The following is a 24,371-nucleotide window of genomic DNA, read 5'->3' as shown; positions in this document are numbered from 1 at the left end:
ATGATTTGAATCGAGTAAGCATAACGAAAACCTTAGAAACTTATCTCAAACGCACAAAGCAACGCTTTGGGTGTGAGAGGAGAGCCGTTAAAAAAGATAACTGCTTATCTTTTTTAGGCTCGCACGGCGATGGTCCTATGCGACTTTTAAGGAGCATAACCATACGCCCAAACCTTAATCTACTCGCCTGAAGTGGTCTTCAGATTCGCTAAGCGAATCGAATTCAAATAATAAAACAAAATCGGCGGTCGCACTTGCTTCAACGATTTGGGTGGGCGGGTCAAAATTTTCCGATTTTTCACAGCACACAAGCGCGACGAAAGAATATTTTATTTTTATTCGATTCAGTTTTTCAAACTGAATCTGAAGACCACTCCCACCGATTGAATTGGTGTTCGCTCCTAAAGGATTTTGACCCGCCCACCCGAGTTATATCCTGCCAACACAGGAATATCAACCCGTTTTCTAAGGTTTCCATTCACAAACTAAATCTCAAACCCAGCCCGCTACGCCCTGTCATCTGACCCGCTAAGGGGGCGGGTCAGGGGGTTTTCACCCGCCCGCCCGATGAGTTTGAGGGGGATAAGGGGCTGACTTCGCAATTTAAGCCCCTTGTCCCCCTCAAGGGAAATCAAAACAAGAGGATTTTAATTTATCTTTAAACTCTCCATCTTAAAAGGCTAAAGCTTAAAAAACATTATGTTTTATTCGATTCAGTTTTTCAAACTGAATCTGAAGACCACTCCCACCGATTGAATTGGTGTTCGCTCCTAAAGTAAGGGCGTCTGCTATGCTCCTTAAGGTCGCATAAACGCATCGCCGTGCGAAGCTACCAAAGACAAGCAGTTGTCTTTTTTCTAAGGTTTAGGCGTATTGCTGTGCTCCTGATAGTCGCACATCGCAATCGCCGTGCGAAGCTACCAAAGACAAGCAGTTGTCTTTGGCTTAACGCTTCTCCTCTCACACCCAGCCAGAGGCTGTGCGTTCGAGATAAGTTTCTAAGGTTTTCATTGTGCAAACTCGGTTTGTTTTTCCAAAATAAACCTGAAGACCACTTGGTGGCTCTAAAACTCAGGGATTTTTTAATTTGATTGATTCTTTTTTTGTAGAATCTTTCCCAAAAAAGGAGCAGATTTGGGTCTTGGTTCTTGGGAATCTTCGTTGTGGGCATTGCGGTGGCGTGCGTTTTGTGCAAATAAACGGGCATTTTATTCTCTGTGGGTATTTGTCATTTTGTTTGTTATGTCCCTCTTTGCGGGGTTTATCGCCAATGACAAGCCGTTATTTATCTACAAAGATTCCAAAGCGTATTTCCCGATTTTTGTGAGCTATCCTGAAAAAGTCTTTGGCGGGGATTTTGATACCGAGGCAAACTACAATGACCCGGATGTAAAAAAGCTTTTGAAAAATGCTTTTGTGCTTCACGCCCCGATTCCTTATCGTTATGATACCATCGTGATGGATTTGGATTCGCCCGCACCGACAAGTCCTGATAGCAAACACATTCTAGGCACAGACGATCAAGCCAGAGATGTGGCAGCGAGATTGATTTATGGTTATCGTGTTTCGATTCTTTTTGGGCTGCTCTTGAGTATTTTTAGTGTCATTATTGGCGTGAGTGTGGGGGCATTGCAGGGGTATTATGGGGGGCTGTTTGATTTGTTTGGGCAGCGATTTATCGAGATTTGGAGTGGCGTGCCGATACTTTTTTTATTGATCGTGATTTCAAGCTTTTTAGCGCCAAATTTTTGGTGGATTCTTGCTTTGGTCTTGGTATTTAGCTGGATGGGGCTTGCTGGGGTTGTGCGTGCGGAATTTTTGCGGGGAAGAAATATGGACTACATCAAGGCTTCACGTGCGTTGGGGGCTTTGGATACTCGGATTATTTTTTATCATATCTTGCCTAATGCTTTGGTTGCGACCATCACCTACATCCCTTTTATAATGGCAGGGAGCATTGCGACGCTGGTGAGTTTGGATTTTTTGGGGTTTGGGATGCCTGTGGGGAGTGCGTCTTTGGGCGAGTTGCTCAATCAAGGCAAAAATAACCTTTCTTCGCCTCATTTGGCTATTGTGGGGTTTTTGTCTGTGAGCTTGTTGCTTTCGGTTCTTGTTTTTATTGGCGAGGGAGTGCGTGATGCCTTTGATACCGGTCCCAAATAAAAAACCTCTTTTAGACATCAAATCTTTGAGCTGTGGTTTTGAAAATGGCTTTATGGTGCAAGATATTTCTTTGAAAGTGCGAGCGGGCGAGCGGGTGGCTTTGGTCGGTGAATCTGGGAGCGGGAAAAGTTTCATTGCGAATATGATTTTGAAGCTATACCCGCATATAAATCTCAAAAATGGCAATATTGCCTTTGAGGGGCGTGATTTGTTGGCGCTATCTGAAAGGCAAATCAGGAAGATTCGTGGAAAAGAAATCGCTTACATCGCTCAAGAACCGCTTTCAAGCCTCAATCCCTTGCATAAAGTAGGCAAGCAGATTTTAGAATCCCTGATTTTGCATTGCCCGGATTTAAGCAAAAAGCAAAGATTGCATAAGCTCGATGAGGTTTTATCACAAGTAGGCTTGAAATCCGAGCTGGCTGATCGCTATCCCTATGAGCTTAGCGGGGGGCAACGCCAAAGGGTGGCGATTGCGATGAGTATCATCAATCATCCCAAGCTTTTGATTTGCGATGAGCCTACCACAGCACTGGATGCGAGCATTCAAAAGCAAATAATGGAGCTTTTGGAAAATCTTAGCGTGCAATATCAAATCGCAGTTTTGCTCATCAGCCACGATCTGGGCGTGGTGCGGGGGTTTGCCCATCGGGTTTATGTGGCTAAGGAGGGCAAGATATGTGAGAGTGGCGAGGTGGGAAGCGTGTTTGAAAAGCCTAAAAATCCTTATACACAACTACTTTTAGAGGCTCTAAAACTACCTAAAAAATCCATTTTGCCAAGCGAGAAAAAGGTTCTTGAAGTCAAGCATTTTGGTATCGCTTATGCACAAAAAAGGTTTTTTTTCAAAAAAAATGCCAAAATGATTGTCAATGATGTGAATTTCATATTGCAATCAGGTGAGACATTGGGGATTGTCGGTGAGTCTGGGAGCGGGAAAAGTAGCCTGGCGATGGGGATTTTGCGATTGATAGAGAGTAGTGGGGAGGAATATCTTTTGGGGCAGGCGGTGAGTAGTCTGTCTAATAGGGAGTTTCGCCCTTTTCGGCGGGATATTCAGGTGGTGTTTCAAGACCCTTATGCCTCGCTCAATCCTAGAATGCGTGTGCGAGATATTATTTTTGAGGCTTTGAGGCTTGGGGGACTTGCTAATCATTCGGATTTGATTGGTGATATTTTGGATTCAGTGGGGCTTGAACGTAGGTTGATGGGATTTTATCCCTATGCGCTTAGCGGGGGGCAACGCCAAAGGGTTTCTATCGCTAGGGCTATCGCACTCAAGCCCAAGATTATCGTGCTTGATGAGCCGACATCGGCACTTGATAAGAGTATGCAAAAAGTCGTGATTGAGTTGCTTTTGGATTTGCAAGAAAAGTTCGGCTTGGCTTATTTGTTTATCAGCCACGATTTGGATGTTATCGAGGCGGTGTGTGATCGTGTGATGGTGCTTCAAGCGGGCAAGGTGGTGGAGAGTGGGGATGTGAAAGATGTTTTTACAAATCCAAAAAACCCCTATACTCAAGCGTTGTTGCAGGCAAGATTTTGATAGGTTTTGATTTTGAAACCCGCTATAGGTTATTGTAAGTTTATTTTTATAGAAAAAATTCTCAGATAGTCAAAAAGTCCCTAAAACTTAAAGCATAAAAGGGTGCTTGGTGGATTTTAGTTTTACTTGAAGAGAGATTTTAAATATAGATTTTAAGAATTTAAACCCACTTCCAAAATCCTTTAAAAGCCATTTAAATGGGAGTTGTGGCGTTTAAACTCGTGATGAAGTCCCCGGTTTTTTTATACTTGGCGTGCAGGATTGTTGGTGATGAAATGCAGTTAAAATTTCATTTTCGGTTTTAAATATACCCCTCAAATCACTATACTAAGGTTAAAAGCAAATATCTCCTGAAATTCCGCCTCTGTTTTATACAAAACGCCACAGCTATTTTAGAATTTTAAATTTTTTTATTGTCTTGTTTTTTGGTATTTATTGGGATATTTTGCGATGAATCGAATGAATTTTTGGATTTTGTTTTTAGAGTCCAAAATTTGGACTCTTTTTTGAGGCAGAGAGATTTAGAATTTTTTCTTGCGGGTGTCTTCAAGGATTTCATTAGCGATTTGATTAACATTGTTGCTGATAGTCAATGATGAATCCACGATACCAACATTGTTTTGGGTATTGGTTTCGAGTTCGGCAATGGTCTCATTGATTTGGGTGATATTTTTGGTTTGCATACTGATGGATTCTGCCATATCGCTGATAGATTGCACCAAAATATTGATATTGGTTTCTATTTCAGCTAGGGATTTTTGTGTCCTTTCAGCAAGCTTGCGCACTTCATCAGCGACAACAGCAAATCCTCTGCCGTGCTCGCCCGCTCTAGCTGCCTCGATAGCGGCATTGAGGGCGAGGAGATTGGTTTGGTCGGCAATGTCGCGGATAATGTCGATGATATTTTTGATATCTTGCCCTTGGGCGATGACATCATTGGTTTTTGAAGCAACATTTTGCATTGAGTCGGTAACCTCTTCTACCGATATAGAGGTTTGTTTGAGGTTTTGAGATTGGTATTTTGAGCTTTCATTGAGTTTATCAACAGCAATTTTTAGTTTTTGGCTCTCTTCTGATAGATTGTTTGCAAAGTTTGAAGAAGTGATAAGCATTTTTTTGATTTCTTGCCCCAAAATATTAGTCGTGATTTCTACATTTCCTTTGGCATCTTTGATGTCTGAAGTGAAATTGAGATTTTTGTAATCATCAAAAATCCTTTGGATTTCGTTCATATTCGCACCGATTTTTTGTTGCAAGACATCAAGCATTTTATTCAAGACATTTTTGAGCTCAATAAGCTGTGGGTTGGCAGGTTGCTTGGTGATTCTGGCTGTGAGGTTGCCAGACTCGACTTCTTGGGCGACAAGCACGGATTCAGAGACAGCATTTTTATCTTGCTCAAGGGTTTTTTGCGTTTTGGTGATATTGTCATTGATAGCGTGTCCCATTCTGCCTAGTTCATCTTCTGCTTGGACGACTAGGAGTTTGATATTGCTATTGGTTTCGTGATTGAGAAGACGGAAAAAGCTAATCAAGACATTATAGATATTATGGATACGTCGGGCGATTTTGGTTTTGATATAGAAATAAATCGATATGACAATAATGAGCATAATCACGATACTTGTTAGGATGATGAGCCATTGAATATTTCGCACAGGCTGATAAACGCTTTCTTCAGAGGAATAAACGCCCACAACCCAAGTCAAGTCGATTTTGTCATACATCTTGAATGGCTGTAATGCTAGGATACTTTTTTGGGCATTTGCCATCCCGCCATAGCTGATAATCTCGGGCGTGTTGTTTTTTTGCGCTTTGATGATTTCATCAACACTCGGGTCTTTATTGATATCTTTGAGGAATTTGTTTTGGAGCTTTTCATCATAGGACAATGCAACTCTACCGCCTGAAGTTAGCAAAAAGGAATTCTCATCTTTAAAGGTTTTTGTAGCAGGATCTAATAACATATCTTTGAGGATATTGAGGTCAATAAATATACCTATCGCCCCAATGATTTTACCATTTTCATTTTTGATAGGTCCTGCGATATTTACCCCATAGATGGTTCGTCCATCAGGGAGTTTGCTATAAGATGGCGGTGCATAGGAGAGTTCGCCTGTTTTGATACTTTCAACATAGGCACGATTTTTCAAAATAGAGCCATCAGATTTTTTGGTGATAACTTTGTCGCCAGATTTTGGCATTTCGAGTATAAATGTATTATTGACAATAAAATCAGGATTGGAAGTGTTGTAATAATTGCTATCATTGATGGCGATCCAACCGAGTGTGATGTAATGATTGCTACTCACCATATTGGCAATGATATTTCTAATATTTTTAAGATTTTGGATGCTTGTGTTATCAGTGTTGAGGATACTTCTAGTGGTTTCTAGGGAGGAGATGGCACCATTGGTGGCGATACGGATTTTGTTCGCACCAATATCTGCTTTGGCACTCAAAGCAGCATCAGATTGTTCTTCGATGACATTTCTGACCTCAGCGGAGATGATAAAACCTAAAACAAAAATACCCAATACCACGCACAAAGACACAATTGTGATAATTTTTGCACCGATACTTAATTTTGAGAAACTCATAAACGTCCTTTGAGTGATTTTTTCAGGAAAGTGGCGCGTATTTTATCACAACCTCGAGCTTTTGAGAGATTGCTTTGTTTAATACAATAGATTTTTTATTTTTTCTATCAATTCGAGGAGTTGTTTTTTGTAAAAATCAGCAGTTGGTTTGTCTTTTGCTTCAAATCTTGTAACCAAAACAGGTGTTGTGTTGCTCGCACGCACCAATCCCCAGCCATCTTCAAATATCACTCGGACACCATCAATGCTGATAATCTGGAGGATTTTTGGAAAGTCGCTTGGGGGGTTTTTGAGTATTTCGTGGAGTTTTTCGATGATAATAAATTTGTTTTCTTCGCTCGCAGGGACTTTTTCTTCGGGCGTGCAATAGAGTGCTGGGAGGCTCTCTATGGTCGCTTCAAGCTCTTTTGGTGTTTGCTTCAAAAACAACTCTAATGCCCGCAAACCTGCATAAATAGCGTCATCATAGCCAAAATAGCGGTCATTGAAAAACATATGCCCGCTCATTTCAGCAGCTAGATGGGCGTTAAGCTCTTTGAGTTTGATTTTGAGGTTGCTATGACCGGTTTTATACATCACGCTTTTGCCGATTTTATCGATAGTATCATACATAATCTGCGAACATTTGACCTCCCCAATAACCAGCGGGGAAATGCCATTCTCACTGAGATTTTTGGCAAATAAAATCGCTAATTCATCGCCTTTGTAGTCGTGGTTAGCCGTCAGTAAAGCAATGCGATCAGCATCCCCATCAAATGCCAGCCCGATAGGGATAGCGTGGCTTTTGAGATAGCTTTTAAGCTGGGTGAGATTTTTTTCTTCACTTGGGTCGGGGTGGTGGTTGGGAAAACTCCCATCAGGCGTTTCAAACAATGCGTGATGGGGGATATGGAGTGCGTCCAAAACATCTTCTAGCCCGAGTGCGCCTACGCCATTGCCATAATCAAGTGCGATGGGGTAGGGGAAATTTTTGAGGTTTGGAAAATGCTCTATCAAATAATCTTTATAGGCTTTGAGTGCATTTATCGGGTGGTCTTGGATGGGTGCGGGGACATAGGTGCGTAGGTTTTGGGCTAATTTTTCGCCCAAATCTTTGATGTCTTTTCCATAGAAAGGCTTGCGAGCGATTGTGATCTTGAATCCATTGTATTGCGGGGGGTTGTGCGAGCCAGTAATCATAATCGAATTAGGCGAGCTAACCCCATCAATCGTGTTGTAAGTGGCAAAATACGCAACCGGCGTGGGAATCATCCCGATAAAATACACCATAATCCCGCTTTGGAATAACCCTGCTTTGAGCCATTCATAGAGCTGTGGGGAGTGGGTGCGGGCATCATAACCGATGAAAATGCTTGTGCTACCATTTTGCTTGATGTGTTCGCCTAGTAGCACCCCGATGGTAAAAACGATGTCTTGGGTGAGATTTTGATCATAAATACCGCGAATGTCGTATTCTCTAAAGATGCTCGAATCTATCATCTATTTTGTTTCCTTTTTTTATGGTTTGAATAAATCCAACCCCTCTGTGCAGAGATTTTTCCACGGGGAATCGGCTGGGATTTTGGTGCATTTTTCAAATGAATCTTTTGCCCCTTGTGCGTTGTTTTGGAGATTTTGTATAGACGCTTTGGTATAGAGGGCTTTTTGTTTTTGTTCGTTGGTGAGATTTTTTTGGAGCAAGCTATTCACCGCAGTCAATGCCTCGGGGGCTTTGCCTACACGCATTAGGGAGTTGATGAGTTCAAACTCTGCATAAGGGGTAAATTCATCGGTTTTGTATTTTTTTTGCAGGGCAATGATATTTTTGGCATAGATTTGTATAGTCGTATCGTTTTTCATCCCCGTTTCCCAATTCAGAAGCGTGGCATACACTTTTATCATTCGGGAATCATCTTTAAAGAATTTTTCAAGCTGGGAATAAACCTTGAATGCCTCTTCCTTGCTGTTGATATTTGCGAGATCAAAAAATAATGTAAATCCGACATCATAATATTGCGATTTTTTGCTTGCAAGTGCGAGCGAAAATGCGTCTTTTGCAGCAAGCATTGAGGTTTTGTAATCGCCTAGTTGGTAGAGGTTTTTGGCATCATTAACCAGCCAAGCTAGTTTTTCATCGATACTTTTGGCTTGTTTTGCCATATCTTTGGAGATGATTTGGGCATTTTTGTTGAGTGAGGCATTATAGAGGCAATGAAACGCTTGGAGTTTTTGTTCCCCCGTGAGATCGTAGTGCGTGGTTTGTATCAGATAGAGATTGGCATTTTTGCAGTCTTTTGTTTGGAGATATTGTTTGATGAGGCTATTTAGCGCTGTTTGGACAAATACAGAATCTTCTCCAAGGTCTTTTCTGATGGCAAGGACTTCTTGGAATTGTTTTTCATCAATGAGGAGTTGGGCTTTTTTCTCTAATGCTTGTTGGCTTTCTTTGGTGCCGGGATATTTGGCGATGATATAGTTGTAGCGCTTGAGTTTTTCTTTGTTATCGCCAGAGATTTTGAATAAGATTTCATCATCGCGTTTTTGCACTTCTTTTATTTTTGGACTTGTTGGGTAGTTTTTGATGTAAGCAAGATTTGCTTGATGGGCTTTGTCAAACTCATTAGCCTTTGCGTAGAGATTGCCGAGATCATAACCGACTTGTTCTTGGATCTGTTTGTCATCGGTGTGTGTAAAGAGATATTGGGCGATATTAGCAGCGCTTTTATAAAGTGCATTTTTTTCCAAAAACCCAATGGTTTGATAGGTTTTTTGGGGATTGAGAAGAAAAAATTGCGGGTAAGCTTGGAGAACTTTTTCAATCAAATCCTCTGCATTGGTGAAATTTTGTTTTTTTACCTCAAATTTTGCCCAATTGATGGCGATTTCACTCGCACTTTCGAGGTCTTTTGCCTCCGAATAGGCTTCTTGGAAATAGATCGAGGCAAGTCCAATATTAGAGGTGTTGGAAAACTCGATGGCAAGTTGCATTTTTGCTAACGGGGCATATCGATTTTTAGGGTATTCTTGGATAATCCTTTTATAATAGTATTGGGCTTCTGAATCGTATCGTATATCGGCGTAGGCTTTTGCCAACATATATAGCACTTGGGGGATAGAAGTATCGCTGGGGTATTGTTTGATCCAGTTTGTAGCGATGTCGATGATGGTATCTTGTTGTTTTTGATCGAGCTTGCTGAGAGCGATAATCTGATAGAGATAGAGATCTTTTTTGAAAATGGTGTTGGGGTATTGTTTGAGTGTTTCGTTAATGGTGTTGAGGACTTCATAATAGGATTTTTTTTCAAGTTGGGATTTTGCCCGCATATAGGCATCAAAATCAAATCCCTTGGTGTATTCTAAGGGTTTGTTGTTGATGTCAAGTTCGGCGATAAAGGGTGTTTGGGCATCGGGTATGGAGATAGGGAAGTTTAGCCCTCGGGGTTTTTGGTGGGAGAGAAATGGGATTTTATCTTCATAGCCTACGATTTGCCATATGCGAGAAAAAGTCGGTTTTTCTCTGATGAGGCGGATATCTTTTTTGAGATCGCCTTGGATGGCAAAAAGTTTTTGTTTTTTTTTCGGTTCAATATAAAGGTGGAATTTCCCATCAATCATCCGATAGTAAAAATCAAAAAACATCGTTCTAGTTGGGCTGAAACCTTCTTGAGGTATCGCATCGATGATGCATTCGATGATATGCGTGTTGTCTGCGTGGCTTGGCTTTTCTTTGCATAAAAAAGGCTTGGAATCTTTGAGATTAAGCACGGAGAAATTTTTTGAATTTTCTTTGCCATAATTGACTGCGATTTCAAGCGAGTATGCCAGATTGGCAAGAAAAAAAATAAGTAAAAATATTTTCGCAATATGCAATGATTTCTCCGATTTGTCCAAAAAATATCAATAAACACTATTGGTGATATAACTTGATGTGATGTCAAGCAAAAATTGGACCATAAAAATCGAGAGGCAACAAATAATCGCTGCAATTGCGATGACGCCCTTGATGGAGTAGGTTGCATTTTCGATATAAACTTCGGCATTTTCCTGCGATACAATCGGCTCTTTGAGGAACATAAAAACAATTAATTTCAAATAATAATACGCTGCAATCGCACTGTTTAACATCATTGTGATCGCTAGCCAGATATAGCCGGCATTGATAGCTGAGCTCACAGCGAGCATTTTGCCCCAAAACACCGCAAAAGGTGGTATTCCAGCTAAGCTAAACATAAAAATAGCCAGTAATATTGCCATCAATGGATAGACCCGCACGAGCCCTTGAAATTTCGCATAAGGGTGGTCGTAATGGGGATGCCAAAGCTTTTGTTTGTTTTTTGAGAGCCACAGGATGGCAAATGAGCCGATATTTGTAAATAAAAACATAAACCAATAAATAAACATTGCATTTTGGCTTTGGGTGGTATTGATAAAAATACAAGCCAAAGCAAATCCTGAATGCGATATGGAGCTAAAAGAAAGCATTCTTTTGATGTCTTCTTGCATAAAAGCCATAATATTGGGGAGCGTAATCGTGATGACAACGAGGATATAGAGGAGATTTTCTACCCAAGGGATTTGGGATTTGATAAATTCATCAAAAATGCGTATGGCGATGGCAAAGCCTGCGATTTTGGGAATAATCGAGATATAGCCTGCAAGCACTGGATTGCTACCCTCATAAACATCGGGCATCCACGTATGGAATGGGACGAGCGAGATTTTAAAACCAATCGCCCCAATCATAAACACAAGCCCTGTAATGAGTAACAATGTGGGTTCAAAATCATTTTGATAAATGCTTGTGGCAATTTGGTGGATCTCCACGCTACCGGTAGCTAGATAAAATATCATCGCCCCCATCGCATAAAATGCACTGGCTAAAACACTCATAACAAAGTATTTGATAGCGGCTTCAATGCCGGTATTTTCGTCGTTGAATGCGATGAGCACACACAAAGAAAGCGAGGCAATCTCAAGTCCTAGCAAGATCAAAATCAGATTATCACTAGAAACCATAAACTGAAAGCCCGCTGTCATCAATAGGTAGAGCGGGTAAAATTCGGGCGTTTGAAATTCGGCGTAACGTTCTTTTGAGATGGCTAAAAAGATAAAAAATAAACTCCCAACAAGGATGATGATTTGGGTGAGGATTGAGATCCCATCAAGGTAAATTGTCCCAAAAAATCCCACATCAAACCCCCGCAAACCCAGCACAAAAGCCAAGTCAATCACGATAAAAAGCATACAGAGGGCGACATTGAGGCTACGGGAAAATTTGAGTGTGAATGCGTTGGCACTGAGGATACAAATAGCCCCAAATATCACGATAAACATAGGCAAAATCGTGTGGAGTTTTAAATCATCTAAAGGAATATAAAAATTTTCTAGCATATCACACCTCATTACTTGGTTTGTTATTTGCGATTGGCACTTCTATAGACTGGTTTTTGCGTATGGTGTTTTGCAACTGATTTTGTAGATGATTTTTTGTATCCTCTCTGACTGCGCGATCATTCATTATCTCGATGAGTGCTTGGGTGCTGTTTTGGATGGGTATCAAAAGGGGCTTAGGATAGATACCTAAAAAGATAATAACGACAACGAGTGGGATCATCACGCTCATTTCACGCGGGCAAAGGTCTTTTAAGGCAAGATTTTTTGGGTTTTGAATCGAGCCAAAAAATACTTTTTTGTAGAGATGGAGCATATAGATCGCCGATATGATGATACTTGTGCCTGCGAGTAGGGTGATGATAGGGTGGGTTTTGAAAAATCCCAAGAGACTGAAAAATTCCCCCACAAATCCGACGGTGAGGGGTAACCCAACATTTGCCATCATCACGATACCAAATAATGTAGCAAAATTTGGCATTACGCCAGCAAGCCCGCCAAATTCTGCAATTTGCCTTGTTTTTCTGCGGTGATAGAGCATCCCTACAAGCATAAACAACGCCCCACTGACAATGCCGTGCCCTACCATCGCAAATACCGACCCGCCAATCCCAAGAACATTGAGCGCAAAAATACCGATGACAGCCACGCCCATATGGGATATGGAGCTGTAGGCAATCACTTGTTTCATATCGGTTTGAGCAAAGGCAAGCAACCCGCCATAAATTACCATAAAAAGTGCCAAAATTGCCACAGGGATTACCAGTGCAAAGCTCGCATCAGGGAAAAGCGGGAGAGAAAAACGCACCAAAGCGTAAGTTCCCATTTTGAGTAGCACCGCAGCTAGGACCACAGAACCTAGTGTTGGGGCGTCCCCATAAGCGTGGGGTAACCACGTATGAAAAGGAAAGATAGGGATTTTGACAGCCACACTGATGAAAAATGCCAAAAATAGCCATATTTGGATATCAAAAGGCAAAGCGAGGCGATACCAATCTAAGATATCAAAACTCCATTCTCCTGAAGCGATAAAATACAGATACCCAAAATAAAGTATTCCAACAAACATAATCAATGAAGCAAAAAATGTGTATAAAAAGAATTTTAACGCCGCATAGATTTTTTCTCCAGTTCCCCAAGCCCCGATCATATAGAGAATAGGTATGAGTGATATTTCCCAAAAGATATAAAACAAAACCACATTCAAAGATGAAAACACGCCCATTAAAATACTCTCTAATAACAGCAAGCAGACGACGAGGTGGTTTTTGTCATTGGGCTGGTTGAGATAAATCGTCGCCAAAAAAATGATAAAAGCGTTCAAAACGAGCAAAAAAAGTGAAATCCCATCAATACCGACGTGATAGTTGATACCATAAGTGGGGATAAGTGCAAACGCATTTTGAAACTGCATACCCTCATTGGTATAATCAAATCCCATCCAAAGGGCGACAACCAAAATCAATTCGATCAATCCGATGGTGATACCATAGGGCTTGGCGACATTGTTGTCCATAATAAAAACAAACACAGAGGCAAGCGCAGGGAAAAAAATAACGATACTGAGTAGATAGTCCATAAGTTACCTCCAAAATCCAATGATGGCAAAAACAAGCATAACTAAAATCCCCAAAGTCATCAGGCGGAGCGAACGTGTGAGATTGCCATTTTGGATAAATTGGAGGATTTTGCTTAGAGATACCAAGACCTTACCAATGCTATCGACACTCGCATCAATGATTTTGATTTCGATTTTTTTCCATAAGAAAGTGGCGATTTTTCCATACGGGGCGATAAAGATTTTTTGATAAATCTGGGGGATATAGTATTGATTGGCTAAAAGCTTGTAGAAAAAGCCGTTTTCTATTTTTTTGTTTTGAGATGCCTCATAGCCATTTTTGTATCGATAGATAGCATAAAGGATCGAGATAATCACAACCGCGCTCGTGATGGCGATAAGCAGTGTAACGGGGGCGTGAAAAACTTGCCTTAACGGAATGGTCTGGAAAATAAAATGAGAAAAATTTTCTTCAAAAAAACCTGAAATAATAGCCAAAACGCCCAGCGGGGACATTATATACAACATATAGGGTTTGGCTTCGTGGGGGTGAGGGATGGAATGTTTTTTGGGACCAAAAAACACGAGCATAATAAGCCTAAAGCTATAAAATGCTGTCATCATCGCGCCTATTAAAAGTAATAACCACAAAAAATAATGCCCGCTCCCAAAACTGACTTCTAAAATCTTGTCTTTTGAGAAAAATCCTGCAAAAGGATAGACCCCAGAAAGCGCACACGAAGCGATAATCATCAAAATACACGTGGCTTTTAAGGGCGCAAAAAGTTTTCCCATTTTGCTAATGTCGAGTTTATCTTCCATTGCGTGCATAACATTGCCCGCACCCAAAAACAAAAGGGATTTGAAAAAAGCGTGTGTCATTAGATGGAACAATGCGATCCAATAAGCCCCAATACCCGCTGCTACAAACATATAACCAAGCTGGGAGAGTGTCGAATAAGCAATGATTCTTTTGAGGTCTTTATTTACCACTGCCATACTCGCCCCAAATACCGCTACAAATGCCCCCAGACAGGCGATAAAATAACCTATATGGGGGATGGCTTCATAGAGCGGGTATGCACGGATCACCAGATACACCCCTGCGGTTACCATTGTGGCTGCGTGGATGAGTGCAGAAACAGGTGTCGGGCCTTCCATCGCATTGGCAAGCCAGGTATGTAGCGGGAATTGGGCGGATTTTCCCATCGCCCCGATAAATAGCAAAATGCCGATGATACTCAAATCAAAACTCGAAACCTCAGGGTTTGAGATAAGCGCAAATACTTCTGTGTATTTGAGCGACCCAAACACCCAATAAATCATCAATATCCCTAAAAGCATCCCTAGATCAGCAATGCGATTCATCACAAATGCTTCTATAGAAGCAGTGTTGGCACTTGTTTTTTGATACCAAAAGCCAATCAAGAGATACGAGCAAACGCCCACGCCCTCCCAGCCGATAAATAAGCCCAAGAAATTATCACTTAGCACCAAAACCATCATCGAAAATACAAAGCCTGAAAGGTAGCTAAAATAACGATTGAATCCCAAATCTTTTTCCATATAGCCGATCGAATAGATATGCACCACGAGTGAAACCAAACTCACGATAAAAATCATTGCCGCACTCACAGAATCAACAACAAAAGAAAACCCCGTTTGAAAGTCCCCTAATGCCATCCAGTCCATCAAAGTAAAATCAAAGCGCACGCCATTGGTTGTGGCGATAAACAAAAAGACTGCAGCGATGAATGCAATAAAAATCAATAAGGAATTAAAAACTCCAATATGCAAAAATTTTTGTTTGCTTCCAAAAAACCCCGCATATATCGCCCCAACAAGCGGTGCAAATAGAACTAAACACAAAAGAAAAATATAATGGTTATCTGATAAAAAATTCATTTTTCAACCTTTCATTGTGTTGAGATTGTCAATATCAAGGGTTTTGTGTTTTTTAAACCACATAATCACAAGCCCTAGCCCCACAGCAACCTCGCTCGCTGCGATAGCGATGATAAAAAGTGCAAACATTTGCCCAGTCATATCGCCGATAAAATGCCCGATGGCGACAAATCCGATATTGATAGCATTAAGCATTATCTCGGTGGAAAAAAACAACATCAAGATATTTTTTCGCCTCAAAACACCTGCTAATCCGACACAAAATAGCAATCCTGAAAGGATTAAATAATGCCCGAGTGTTATCATAATTTTTCCTTTGTAGGCGTAGGTATTCTCTCGCTTAGTTCTTGTTTTGTTGGGGTCTGATTGGTTGGGGTTTGATTTATAGGTATCTCTTCGGTTGGGAAACAAACCTTGCGCATACCGGTAGCAATCCCGGCAATCATTGCTGTCAAAAGCATAATCGCAGCGACTTCAAAAGGGATGAGATATTTGGTAAAAAGCACATAACCGACTTGCTCAATATTGCTCATTTGCTTTGTGATAGCTAGGTTTGTATCCGTTTGGATATTGGAGAGATTAGCAGAAATAATCGGCGCTCCAAAGATAAGTGTCAAGATAAGTGCGATCCCAAAGACAAGCACACAGAGGGTTTTGGGGGAGAGTGAGGCTTCGATAACATCGCTTGAGCTATCAAAAAACATCATCCCAAACGCATACATCACGATGACAGCCCCAGCATAAACAGCGATTTGCACCACGCCCATAAACTCGGCATCAAGCAAAAAGAAAAACACCGATATGAAAATCATCCCGCTTGCAAGGGCAGTCATCGCATATAAGATGTTTTTAGTCGTTACAACAACAAGAAACATCGCCAAGCTCAAAGAGGCAAAAAGATAAAAAGCAATCACTGCAAACATTCGTATCTCCTAATAATCCAAAGGGGTTTTTTTGATTTTTGTATCCGCATCATAGCTTGGAGCGCCAAAACCTTGAAATTCTTGTTGGGAGTGGTTTTTTGCCTCAATGGGGTTTTTTAAGAAATCTTCTTTGATACCAAAATGCGCCCGTTGTTCGCTGGCATTTTCAAATCGCGCCCCCATCACAATCGCAAGCTCTGGGCAAACCTCTGCACACAACCCACAATAAATACAGCGCCCCAAATTGATCGTGTAGCTGTCGATTTTTTTCCTCCCATCATCGCCTTTGTGCGTGATGATACGGATACAATTGCTCGTGCAGATTTTTTCACACAAACCACAGCCAATGCACCTTTCTTCACCAGATTCAAGCAGTCTTTGGAGATTATGCACGGCTCGGTATCTTGGGCTTAAAGGGAGGGTTTCTAAAGGGTATTGCACGGTTACATTTTTGCTAAAAAATTCCTTGAGCGTGAGGGCAAGCCCTTTGAAAAGATCCATTCCAAGGGTGGTTTTAAGTGTCCCAAAGAATTTTTGAGGCGGGGTGGTTGGTGATTTTTGTAGCTGTATCCATCTGTAATGTTGTTTTGCCATTTGATTCTCCTAAAGCAAGATCGCAATGCTTGTAAGCAAAATATTGAGTAATGCCAGGGGCATCATAATCTTCCAGCACATCTGCATTAGTTGATCGGGGCGGATATGCGGGAATGTCGCCCTTGCCCACATCGCCAAAAACACAAAAAAGCAGACTTTTAAGATAATAGCTAAGCCCCCAGGGATGAACCACAAAGGATTGTAGCCACCAAAAAAGATAATCGAAATCACAAAGCAGAATGCAAACATATGGGCGTATTCTGCTAAGAAAAACATCCCCCATTTTAGCCCGCTGTATTCAGTAGCATAGCCAGCGATGATTTCGGCTTCGTGTTCGAGGAGGTCAAAAGGTGTGCGATTGAGCTCAGCATAGCTAGCAACCAAAAACAGCACAAATGCTAAGGGTTGCTTGAATACGAGCCAATTGAGCACGCTACCGGATTGATAATCATTGATAGCAACCAAAGAAAGCGAACCCACAATCATTAGCGGGGCCAAGATGGTTAGCGTGCTGACTACTTCAAAGCTCAAAAGCTGGATGGCTGCCCTTGCAGCCCCGATGAGGGAGTATTTGCTCCCAGAAGAAAGCCCAGCTAATATCGGGGCATAAATCCCTACAGAACCGACTGCCAAGAAAAATAAAAGCCCGACATTAATATCTGAAATGATAGGTTTGATGGGGTAGCCAAACAACGTAAAATCGCCAAAAAATGGGATCGGTGCCATCGATATAAACGCACTCATCATCGCTATGATAGGCGCGAGGGTGAAAATCAATTTGTTGGCATTCATCGGCAAGATGTCTTCTTTGCTAAAGAGCTTGATACCATCAGCAAGCACTTGAAAAAGTCCCCAAGGTCCGACATAGACAGGTCCTAATCGGCGTTGAAAAAATGCCAAAACTTTTCTTTCAAGATACGTCGCAAATGCCCCTAAAAACGAAAATACCAAAACGACCACCAAGATTTTGATCAAGGTTTCGATGATATAGGCACTCATAAGCATTCCTTTCGGGTGAGGTGTTGGAAAATATTATCTTTGAATATGTTTTGCTCATCCAGACAAGGCGAGATGACAAAAATATCTTGTTGCATATCCTCATCAATATAAATGGGGGATTTGATTTCACGATTGTCCTTTGTTAGACAAATAATGTCGCCTTGCTTGAGACCGAGGGTTTCGAGGTGATTTTTGGATGTGTAAATGCCGATTTTTGTTTGGAGATTTTGGCTTGTTATCGTGGTTTCAAATTGATTTTGGGGGTATTTCAGATAGGCATTGATAGCATTGGGCGTGTTAGATACAATCGGTGAAATGGGCGTTATGGGGCAAATCGCTCCCGCAATGTCTTCGAGGTCTTTGATATGTTGGGGGGGAATGTGATTGTCTTGATGGTTTTGTGTCCCCTCGGGAATGGTTTGTTCAAAAAAGCTTTGTTTGTGCGATAAAAGATAACCCCTTTTGTCTTCCCCACTGCGTGCGTAGAAGTTTTTGAGCGTATCAAAATGGGTAGGTTGGTAGCCTGCTTTTGTAGGCAATAAATGCGTGTAATCAATAAGGCTTTCCCCACTGAAGCCAAAACCTTGTGCAATATCGCTCAAATCGTATCCTTCAAAGGGGAGAGCGTTTTTGAGTGGCAAAAGCCGGTGCTCAAAATTGGTCAGAGTGCCTTCAATTTGATTGAGTGCTGGGAGGATAAAATCTACTTCTTTGGAGGGCTTACCTTTGGCATTACTTTGGTCTGAATCCATCGTGAAATCGCCTTTTGTGCGGATACCAACGATATATTCTTGGCTCTTTTCTTTATCGCAGGTAGTGTTTTGATTATCAAGCGCACAAATGAGCGAAATGCCTACAGAGTTGGTTTGTGGCGGGATGAGGATGATTTTAATAGGCGTGTTTTGTTGCAGATAAGCCAGCAGGGCGGCGATGTTTTTGGCTTTTGGGTGGGTATAAATATCTTGTCCGATGATTAAAACCGGTGCGTTAGGAGAGACGAGGGCAGAATTGAGAAGAGCGGAGAATTTTTCATAGGTTTCTTGGGGTAGCCCGATTTCTTCAAACATCGCATAATAAGGGATTTCTATAGTTTCATCGACTTTTTCGCTTATCTCTTTAGCCGGCTGGTCGCCCTCTGGTGGGAGGGTTTTTTTGATCGTTTTTGCGATGGTTTTGTGTAGGGTTTTTTGGGTCTGTAATAGAGGCTTTAGACAATCGTTTGGATTGAGATTTAGGCTCAAAAATATCGCTCCTAAGATAATCTCATCGGCTTGTGGGGCATAATAGATAGGCAAGACATTTCTACCAAGTCGTTCTATCAAGGCGTCTTTGATGGGGTGGGCGTAGATGAGGGAAGAAGATTTGTTGAGCTTGAGGGTGTTATTGATCGCATATCGGATACGGGGGTTTTCCGTCTTGATAGCTGAACCTAGCGTGATGATGAGATCGGTATTTTTGATGGCTGAAAGATTTTGGGGTGTGTCTTGTGAAAGGATATGGGAAAATTCTTGGAATTTTCTGCTTTCTTCACAATAGAGCTTAAAGCCGAGCTTTTGGCGCAAACCCTCGATGAGATAGGCTTCTTCGTTGGTGATATTCCCACCGATACGAACAGCTGTGGCTTTTTGCAGGGCAATCCTGGCTTCAAGTAGGTTTTGGCTACCTTGCGTGCTTGAACTTGTATCAAATGCAAATCTCCCTGCCCCACAGATGGGATTGTGATTGAAATTATTGCTGACCCGAAAGATTTTGGGTTGTTCGCCTAATATGTCTTGGTGTCTGACTTCATAATTAATAAAACAGCCTGCAGCGCAATGTTGGCAAGTCGAGCTGATTTTTTGGAGTTCCCACGCATTGGCTGTGTAGCTAAAATCCTTATAGCCCAATGCCCCCACTGGGCATACAGAAATGCACTCACCGCAGTCAAAACACGGGGTCTCGCCGACAAAATCAATCAAAGCTTTTTGCTTGCGACTCCAGACGCTAAATGGGTCTTTTGGCATACTATCTTTGAAACTATCTGGAGAATGCAATTCGGTTTTGACGGCTTTGAGATTGCTTTCGCCGAGATTGTCTTTGCAGGTAGTAACGCAACGTTCGCACATAATGCAGAGATTGGGGTCATAGATGGTTTGCGCCCAGTGTTTGGACTCTTTTGGGTCATCTTGCACGCTAAAATGTTGGCTTTCTACACGCATCCTTAGGGTCAAGTCTTGGAGTTCACATTCCCCGCTTTTGTCGCATACCCCGCATTCTAGGGGGTGATTGACATCATAGGTTTGCATAATCGCTTTTTTTTCGGCGAGTAACTCGGGGGTTTGGGTGAAAATCTCTGCATTGTCTTTGACTTTTGCATTGCAGGTATAAACACGCTTCCCATCCATTTCTGCCATACACATTTTGCACGCCACCGTAGGCGAACAGCCTGTCAAATAACAAATCGCAGGGATATAAATATTATGGCTTCTGGCTGCTTCAAGGATGGTTTGCCCCTCAAGGCATTCGATGGGGTGATTATCTATGGTTATCTTTATCATCTTCATTCCATTGCTTGATGGTGATTTTTGCATACGGGTATTTTTGGCTTGAAATAGGGTATTTTGAGCTTTCAAAAATCGCAATCATCCCTTTGAGATAGTCTTTTTCGACAAATTCACATCGAAATTCTTTGCCGGCGATATTAAAAGAAACCTTTTGGTTTGAAGCGATTTTATTGGTGATACCAAATTGCTTGGAGCCTAAAATCTTCGGCGAAAGAAATCCCAAAAAATTCCCCGAATGTTGCGGGGTGTAGCAAATCGACCCGTTGGTTTCAGGCAAAAAATCAATCGGCTCTAAAGTGCTGGGTTTAAGCGTGTCAAATGGCTTTAAAACCAGCGGGTATCCCCGAATCTCCTCGCCATTTTTATCAATTTGATTTTGCAAATCATCATAAGCGATATTCTGGAAGCCCTTTTCTTTGGGGAGTTGGTGCGTGAGCTCTACCAGAAAGCTTTCTTTGAATCCAAAATGCTGGGCAATATCGCAAATATCATAGCCCTCATAAGGCAATGCGGGAGCAAGGGGGAATAAATGATAATCCGTGCTTACAAAGGTCGCTTCTAGCTGGGTGAGGGCAGGGATGGCACAATCGCTTTTGGGTGCAAAATCGGGATTTTCATCATAACTGATATTTTCAAGAACTGGATTGAGGCAAAATTCCCCATCACTGCGGTAGCCAATGACATTTTTATTTTCGCCATCATCGCTATCAAGTGAGCAGATCAGCGAAATCCCCACGACATTGCCCGCAGGGGAGAGGACGATGATTTTTAAACGGGTGTGTTTCTCGATAAGCCCGAGCATATAGGCGATCTCAGTAGCACGTGGGTGGTAGAAAAGTTCGTGCCCGATAAACAAAACAGGATTTTGCGATGTTTCTAGCAATGTAGCGAGGTTTTCGATTTCTTCTTCACCCACGTTGGATTCAGAACTCAGATAGCCAATATCGAGGTTTGCGATAAAATCAGCCACTTCGTTTTCAGGTGTGCTATTTTTGAGAAATTTTGCCAACATCAAAGCGATGACACCGAGTTCTGTGCCGACTTCATATTGGATATATTGGTGTTTTTTGAGGCGCTCATCAGGGATGGGGTGCAAGCAGACATATGGGATTTTTTGCGTGGTGATAGCCCGTGCTATTTGGCTTTTTAGCACAGGCATTTCATCAAAAATAAAACTCGCCATACTCATACACAAATCCGCATTTTTCAGAACGTCTTTTATCGCATAGATGGGGGCGTTGGATGTGGATTTTAGCCTATGAATAAAATCTTTATAAACCCTTGCATCCTCACAATAAAGTTTCACGCCTAGTTTATCTTTTAGGCGAGTGAGGATCAAGGCCTCTTCGTTGGTGGTTTGATTACCCATACGAATCGCACTTGCATTTTCAAAGGCTGTTATGGCATTTTGGAGGGCGGAATCGTCTTTTTGCAAGATGGGAGCATTGATAAAATGATGCCTGCCGGAATGGCAGAGTTGGGCAAATTCCATTTGTGTGCTACTCCTATAGATTTTTTTGTTTTTTGATATATGGGTGGTTTGGTTGGTGTTTTTGACTTCATAAACGATATAACACCCCAGCGCACAATGGGTGCAAGAACTTGGCATTTTTTCTAACTCCCACGCATTGGAGTTGTATTGGAATCTTTGTGAGATCATCGCCCCGGTTGGGCATACGCTCACGCATTCATCGCAGTCTTCGCAATGATTTTGCTCATTTAAGCCGATTTTTGAGGCATATCCCCCCGTGATGACACGTAGATAATTGTTCCCCACGATTTGATTGCAAGCCCGCGCACAGCGTTCGCACATAATGCAGAGACTTTCATCATAGATTTTATTTTTGAATAATAAAAAATCATCTTGTTTTTGTTTGGCACTAAATGTTTGAAAAGGGATTTTGGTTTCAAGGACTTTGTTTTGGAGTTCGCATTCCCCGCTTTTATCGCATACGCCACATTCTAACGGGTGATTGATACATAGAAATTTCATAATCTCTTGGCGGTGGCGTTCGAGCCTCTTTGTATGCGTGTAAATCCTCGCACCCTCTATGGCAGGGCTTTTGCAAGAAGCGATGATATTGCCGTTTGCTTCCTCCACGATACACATCCGACAAGCCCCCACAGGAGCGAGTTTGGGGAGATGGCAGAGGGTAGGGATATAGATATCATTTCTTCTAGCGACATCCAAGATACTTTCATTTGGCTTGAAAGCGAATTTTTTATCATTGATAATAATTTCCATCACACCACCGCCATTGCGATGTAATAACATCGCATACATCGTTGGGCTTCTTCTAAGGCATCTTGTCTTAAAAGCCCTTGATTGACTTCTAGGAAGCTGTGTTTTCTTTGCTCAGCTGGGGTGATTTGACTATGTGCTCTTGGCACGCCTTTTATCCAGCCAGAAACGGATTCGTCCTTGTTGAATACCCCGATTTTATGGAGATAATCTTCCATTTTTTCTTCATCACTTAGGCTAACTTCCCTGTTTGCGATGTAGCGTTTCACGACACTCGCTACTCGTTTGCCTTGCCCTACAGCATTGACAATCGTAAGCGGTCCGCTCACGCAATCCCCGCAACCAAATACGCCTTTTTTGCTGGTTTGAAACGTGCCAAGGTCGGTTTGGAGCGTGCCCCATTTGGTGGTTTGGATTTCCCATTGTTCGGGGAGATAAGAAAAATCAGGGATTTGTGAAACTGCGGGGATAAGGATATCACAAGGGAGCGTGATAGGGGGTTGATCGATTTTGATGAGTTCGCCTTTGGGCGAATCAGGCGTTTTTTTGAGTTCAAATTTGGCGATTTTGACCGCAGTGATTTGGTTATCTTGGGATTCTATGGATTCGACTGCACAGAGAAATTCAAATCGGACACCCTCTTCTACGCTTTCGTGATATTCTTCTTTGGAGGTGTTTTTGATGATGATATTTTCATCACGTCGATACAGCATTGTTACGGACTTTGCCCCCAGTCTCACCGCACATCTCACGACATCCATCGAGGTAAATCCCCCGCCTACACACACGACATTTTTGCCCGTGATATTTGGGAGCGTGCCGATATGAAATTTTTGTGCGAGATTGACAGCGTCCATAAATTTTATCGCTGGGATATAACCACCAAGATGGGGGTTTTCGCTAGCAATGCCGAGCATTTTTGAGATCCTTGCTCCTGTGGCTAAAATGATGGCTTGATGGGAATGCTCGAGGGCTTCCATCGAGGCTGTATCCATCGGGCTAGAGGTATAAAATCGCACACCCATTTTTTTTAGCATATCAATATCGTGGTTGTAATGAGAAATAGGCATCCGATAATCAGGCACGCCCACAGCTACTTCCCCGCCTAGCACGGGCAGGGCTTCATATACATCCGCATAGATCCCTTCTAGTGCGAGGTAATACGCCGCACTTAGCCCTGCTGGACCTGCCCCAATGATAGCAACTTTTGCCTCCAAATCCGCTTTTTTAGGCGATGTTGGGTGTTGGTAAGGTAGGTGCATATCGTATTCATAGTCTGCACCGACACGCTTGAGCTCCATAATACTGATAGGCTCATCAAGCACCAAACGCCGACAAGCGCTCTCGCAAGGGTGGGGGCATACCCTGCCACAGACTTGGGCTAAGGGCATCGAACTTCTTGTCGCACTCAAGGAGTCTGCAAACAGCATATCCCGCACCCCCTCGATGTAAGCGGGGATATTCACGTGTGATGGGCAAGCATCGGTGCAAGGAGCGGTGATTTTGGCGATGTAGCGCTGGGGTTTTGCGGGGTTTTCTTGTTTATTCTGGAGGAAAATTTCTTTTTTGGTTTCTAACATCTGTAAAATCGGTTTTGGCGTTGTCTTGCCAATCTCGCATTTGCTCGTTGCTACCATCAGATGGCACGCTTCTTCTAAACGCAATATATCATCAGCTTCTGGCTGGATTTGGATCTTGCTAAGGAGTTCATAAAGCACCCTCCCGCCGTATTTGCCCGGCGTGCAACGCCCGCAGGCTTGGGCGTAGCATTGGTATTGAAAGGCGTAATTTTTGAGCATATCTAAAATATCGGTGTTTTCATCAAAAATCACCGCCCCATCCCAGCCGACAAATGCCTTGATATTATCGTTTTCAAGGCGATTTGGAAAATCTTTTTTTGGTATGGCATAGGGCGTGAAGCTTAGCAT

The 24,371-nt window shown here is 42.2% G+C and carries 15 protein-coding genes; 2 read left to right on the top strand and 13 right to left on the bottom strand.

From position 1 onward, the window contains the following. Positions 1-1,134 precede the first annotated feature (1,134 nt). Together BJI48_RS03765 and BJI48_RS03760 are read left to right on the top strand one after the other, a co-directional pair. Positions 1,135-2,163, top strand: coding sequence for an ABC transporter permease (locus tag BJI48_RS03765; RefSeq protein WP_257874371.1), 1,029 nt, complete (start codon positions 1,135-1,137; stop codon positions 2,161-2,163). Further along, complete coding sequence (locus tag BJI48_RS03760) at positions 2,138-3,709, top strand: dipeptide ABC transporter ATP-binding protein (RefSeq protein WP_095332068.1); 1,572 nt, start codon at positions 2,138-2,140, stop codon at positions 3,707-3,709. Before BJI48_RS03765 ends, BJI48_RS03760 begins: the two co-directional genes overlap by 26 nt. A 521-nt stretch (positions 3,710-4,230) precedes the next feature. Here the strand turns inward: BJI48_RS03760 and BJI48_RS09640 are convergent. The 13 genes from BJI48_RS09640 to BJI48_RS03695 form a co-directional block, all read right to left on the bottom strand. Continuing rightward, positions 4,231-4,821: a methyl-accepting chemotaxis protein gene (locus tag BJI48_RS09640; RefSeq protein ID WP_257874375.1), complete on the bottom strand. Its 591-nt coding sequence runs from the start codon at positions 4,819-4,821 to the stop codon at positions 4,231-4,233. A gap of 1,566 nt (positions 4,822-6,387) precedes the next feature. Further along, positions 6,388-7,785: a phosphomannomutase/phosphoglucomutase gene (locus BJI48_RS03750; protein ID WP_180763037.1), complete on the bottom strand. Its 1,398-nt coding sequence runs from the start codon at positions 7,783-7,785 to the stop codon at positions 6,388-6,390. Between the two features lie 21 nt (positions 7,786-7,806). Then, positions 7,807-10,158: a flagellar protein gene (locus BJI48_RS03745; protein WP_095332062.1), complete on the bottom strand. Its 2,352-nt coding sequence runs from the start codon at positions 10,156-10,158 to the stop codon at positions 7,807-7,809. Between the two features lie 27 nt (positions 10,159-10,185). After that, entirely contained in the window at positions 10,186-11,679 is a 1,494-nt protein-coding gene (gene nuoN, locus BJI48_RS03740; RefSeq protein WP_095332060.1) for an NADH-quinone oxidoreductase subunit NuoN, read from the bottom strand. A 1-nt stretch (position 11,680) separates the two neighbouring features. Next, on the bottom strand, positions 11,681-13,258 hold the full coding sequence (locus BJI48_RS03735; protein ID WP_095332058.1) for an NADH-quinone oxidoreductase subunit M: 1,578 nt from the start codon (positions 13,256-13,258) through the stop codon (positions 11,681-11,683). 3 nt (positions 13,259-13,261) lie between these two features. Continuing rightward, positions 13,262-15,142 (bottom strand): NADH-quinone oxidoreductase subunit L, encoded by a 1,881-nt coding sequence (gene nuoL, locus BJI48_RS03730; protein WP_095332056.1) that lies wholly within the window; start codon positions 15,140-15,142, stop codon positions 13,262-13,264. A gap of 3 nt (positions 15,143-15,145) precedes the next feature. Further along, the gene (gene nuoK, locus BJI48_RS03725) at positions 15,146-15,448 is read right to left on the bottom strand and encodes an NADH-quinone oxidoreductase subunit NuoK (RefSeq protein WP_095332054.1); all 303 of its coding nucleotides are present in this window, start codon (positions 15,446-15,448) and stop codon (positions 15,146-15,148) included. Continuing rightward, the gene (locus BJI48_RS03720; protein WP_095332052.1) at positions 15,445-16,065 is read right to left on the bottom strand and encodes an NADH-quinone oxidoreductase subunit J; all 621 of its coding nucleotides are present in this window, start codon (positions 16,063-16,065) and stop codon (positions 15,445-15,447) included. The genes nuoK and BJI48_RS03720 overlap by 4 nt, the downstream gene beginning before the upstream one ends. Positions 16,066-16,074: 9 nt before the next feature. Next, complete coding sequence (nuoI, locus tag BJI48_RS03715) at positions 16,075-16,659, bottom strand: NADH-quinone oxidoreductase subunit NuoI (protein WP_095332050.1); 585 nt, start codon at positions 16,657-16,659, stop codon at positions 16,075-16,077. A gap of 9 nt (positions 16,660-16,668) precedes the next feature. Further along, entirely contained in the window at positions 16,669-17,658 is a 990-nt protein-coding gene (nuoH, locus tag BJI48_RS03710) for an NADH-quinone oxidoreductase subunit NuoH (protein ID WP_095332048.1), read from the bottom strand. Then, positions 17,655-20,195 carry an NADH-quinone oxidoreductase subunit G gene (locus BJI48_RS03705; RefSeq protein ID WP_095332046.1) on the bottom strand — a complete coding sequence of 847 codons (2,541 nt, stop codon included), beginning with the start codon at positions 20,193-20,195 and terminating at the stop codon, positions 17,655-17,657. Before BJI48_RS03705 ends, nuoH begins: the two co-directional genes overlap by 4 nt. Further along, entirely contained in the window at positions 20,173-22,485 is a 2,313-nt protein-coding gene (locus tag BJI48_RS03700) for a 2Fe-2S iron-sulfur cluster-binding protein (protein ID WP_095332044.1), read from the bottom strand. Before BJI48_RS03700 ends, BJI48_RS03705 begins: the two co-directional genes overlap by 23 nt. Then, on the bottom strand, positions 22,446-24,371 hold the full coding sequence (locus BJI48_RS03695; RefSeq protein ID WP_095332042.1) for an FAD-dependent oxidoreductase: 1,926 nt from the start codon (positions 24,369-24,371) through the stop codon (positions 22,446-22,448). The genes BJI48_RS03700 and BJI48_RS03695 overlap by 40 nt, the downstream gene beginning before the upstream one ends.

It is taken from the genome of Helicobacter sp. 11S02596-1 (genome assembly GCF_002272825.1).
In the GTDB taxonomy this organism is placed as follows: domain Bacteria; phylum Campylobacterota; class Campylobacteria; order Campylobacterales; family Helicobacteraceae; genus Helicobacter_J.
Note: the sequence above shows the minus strand (reverse complement) of the source record. Positions and strands in the feature narration are given on the sequence as shown.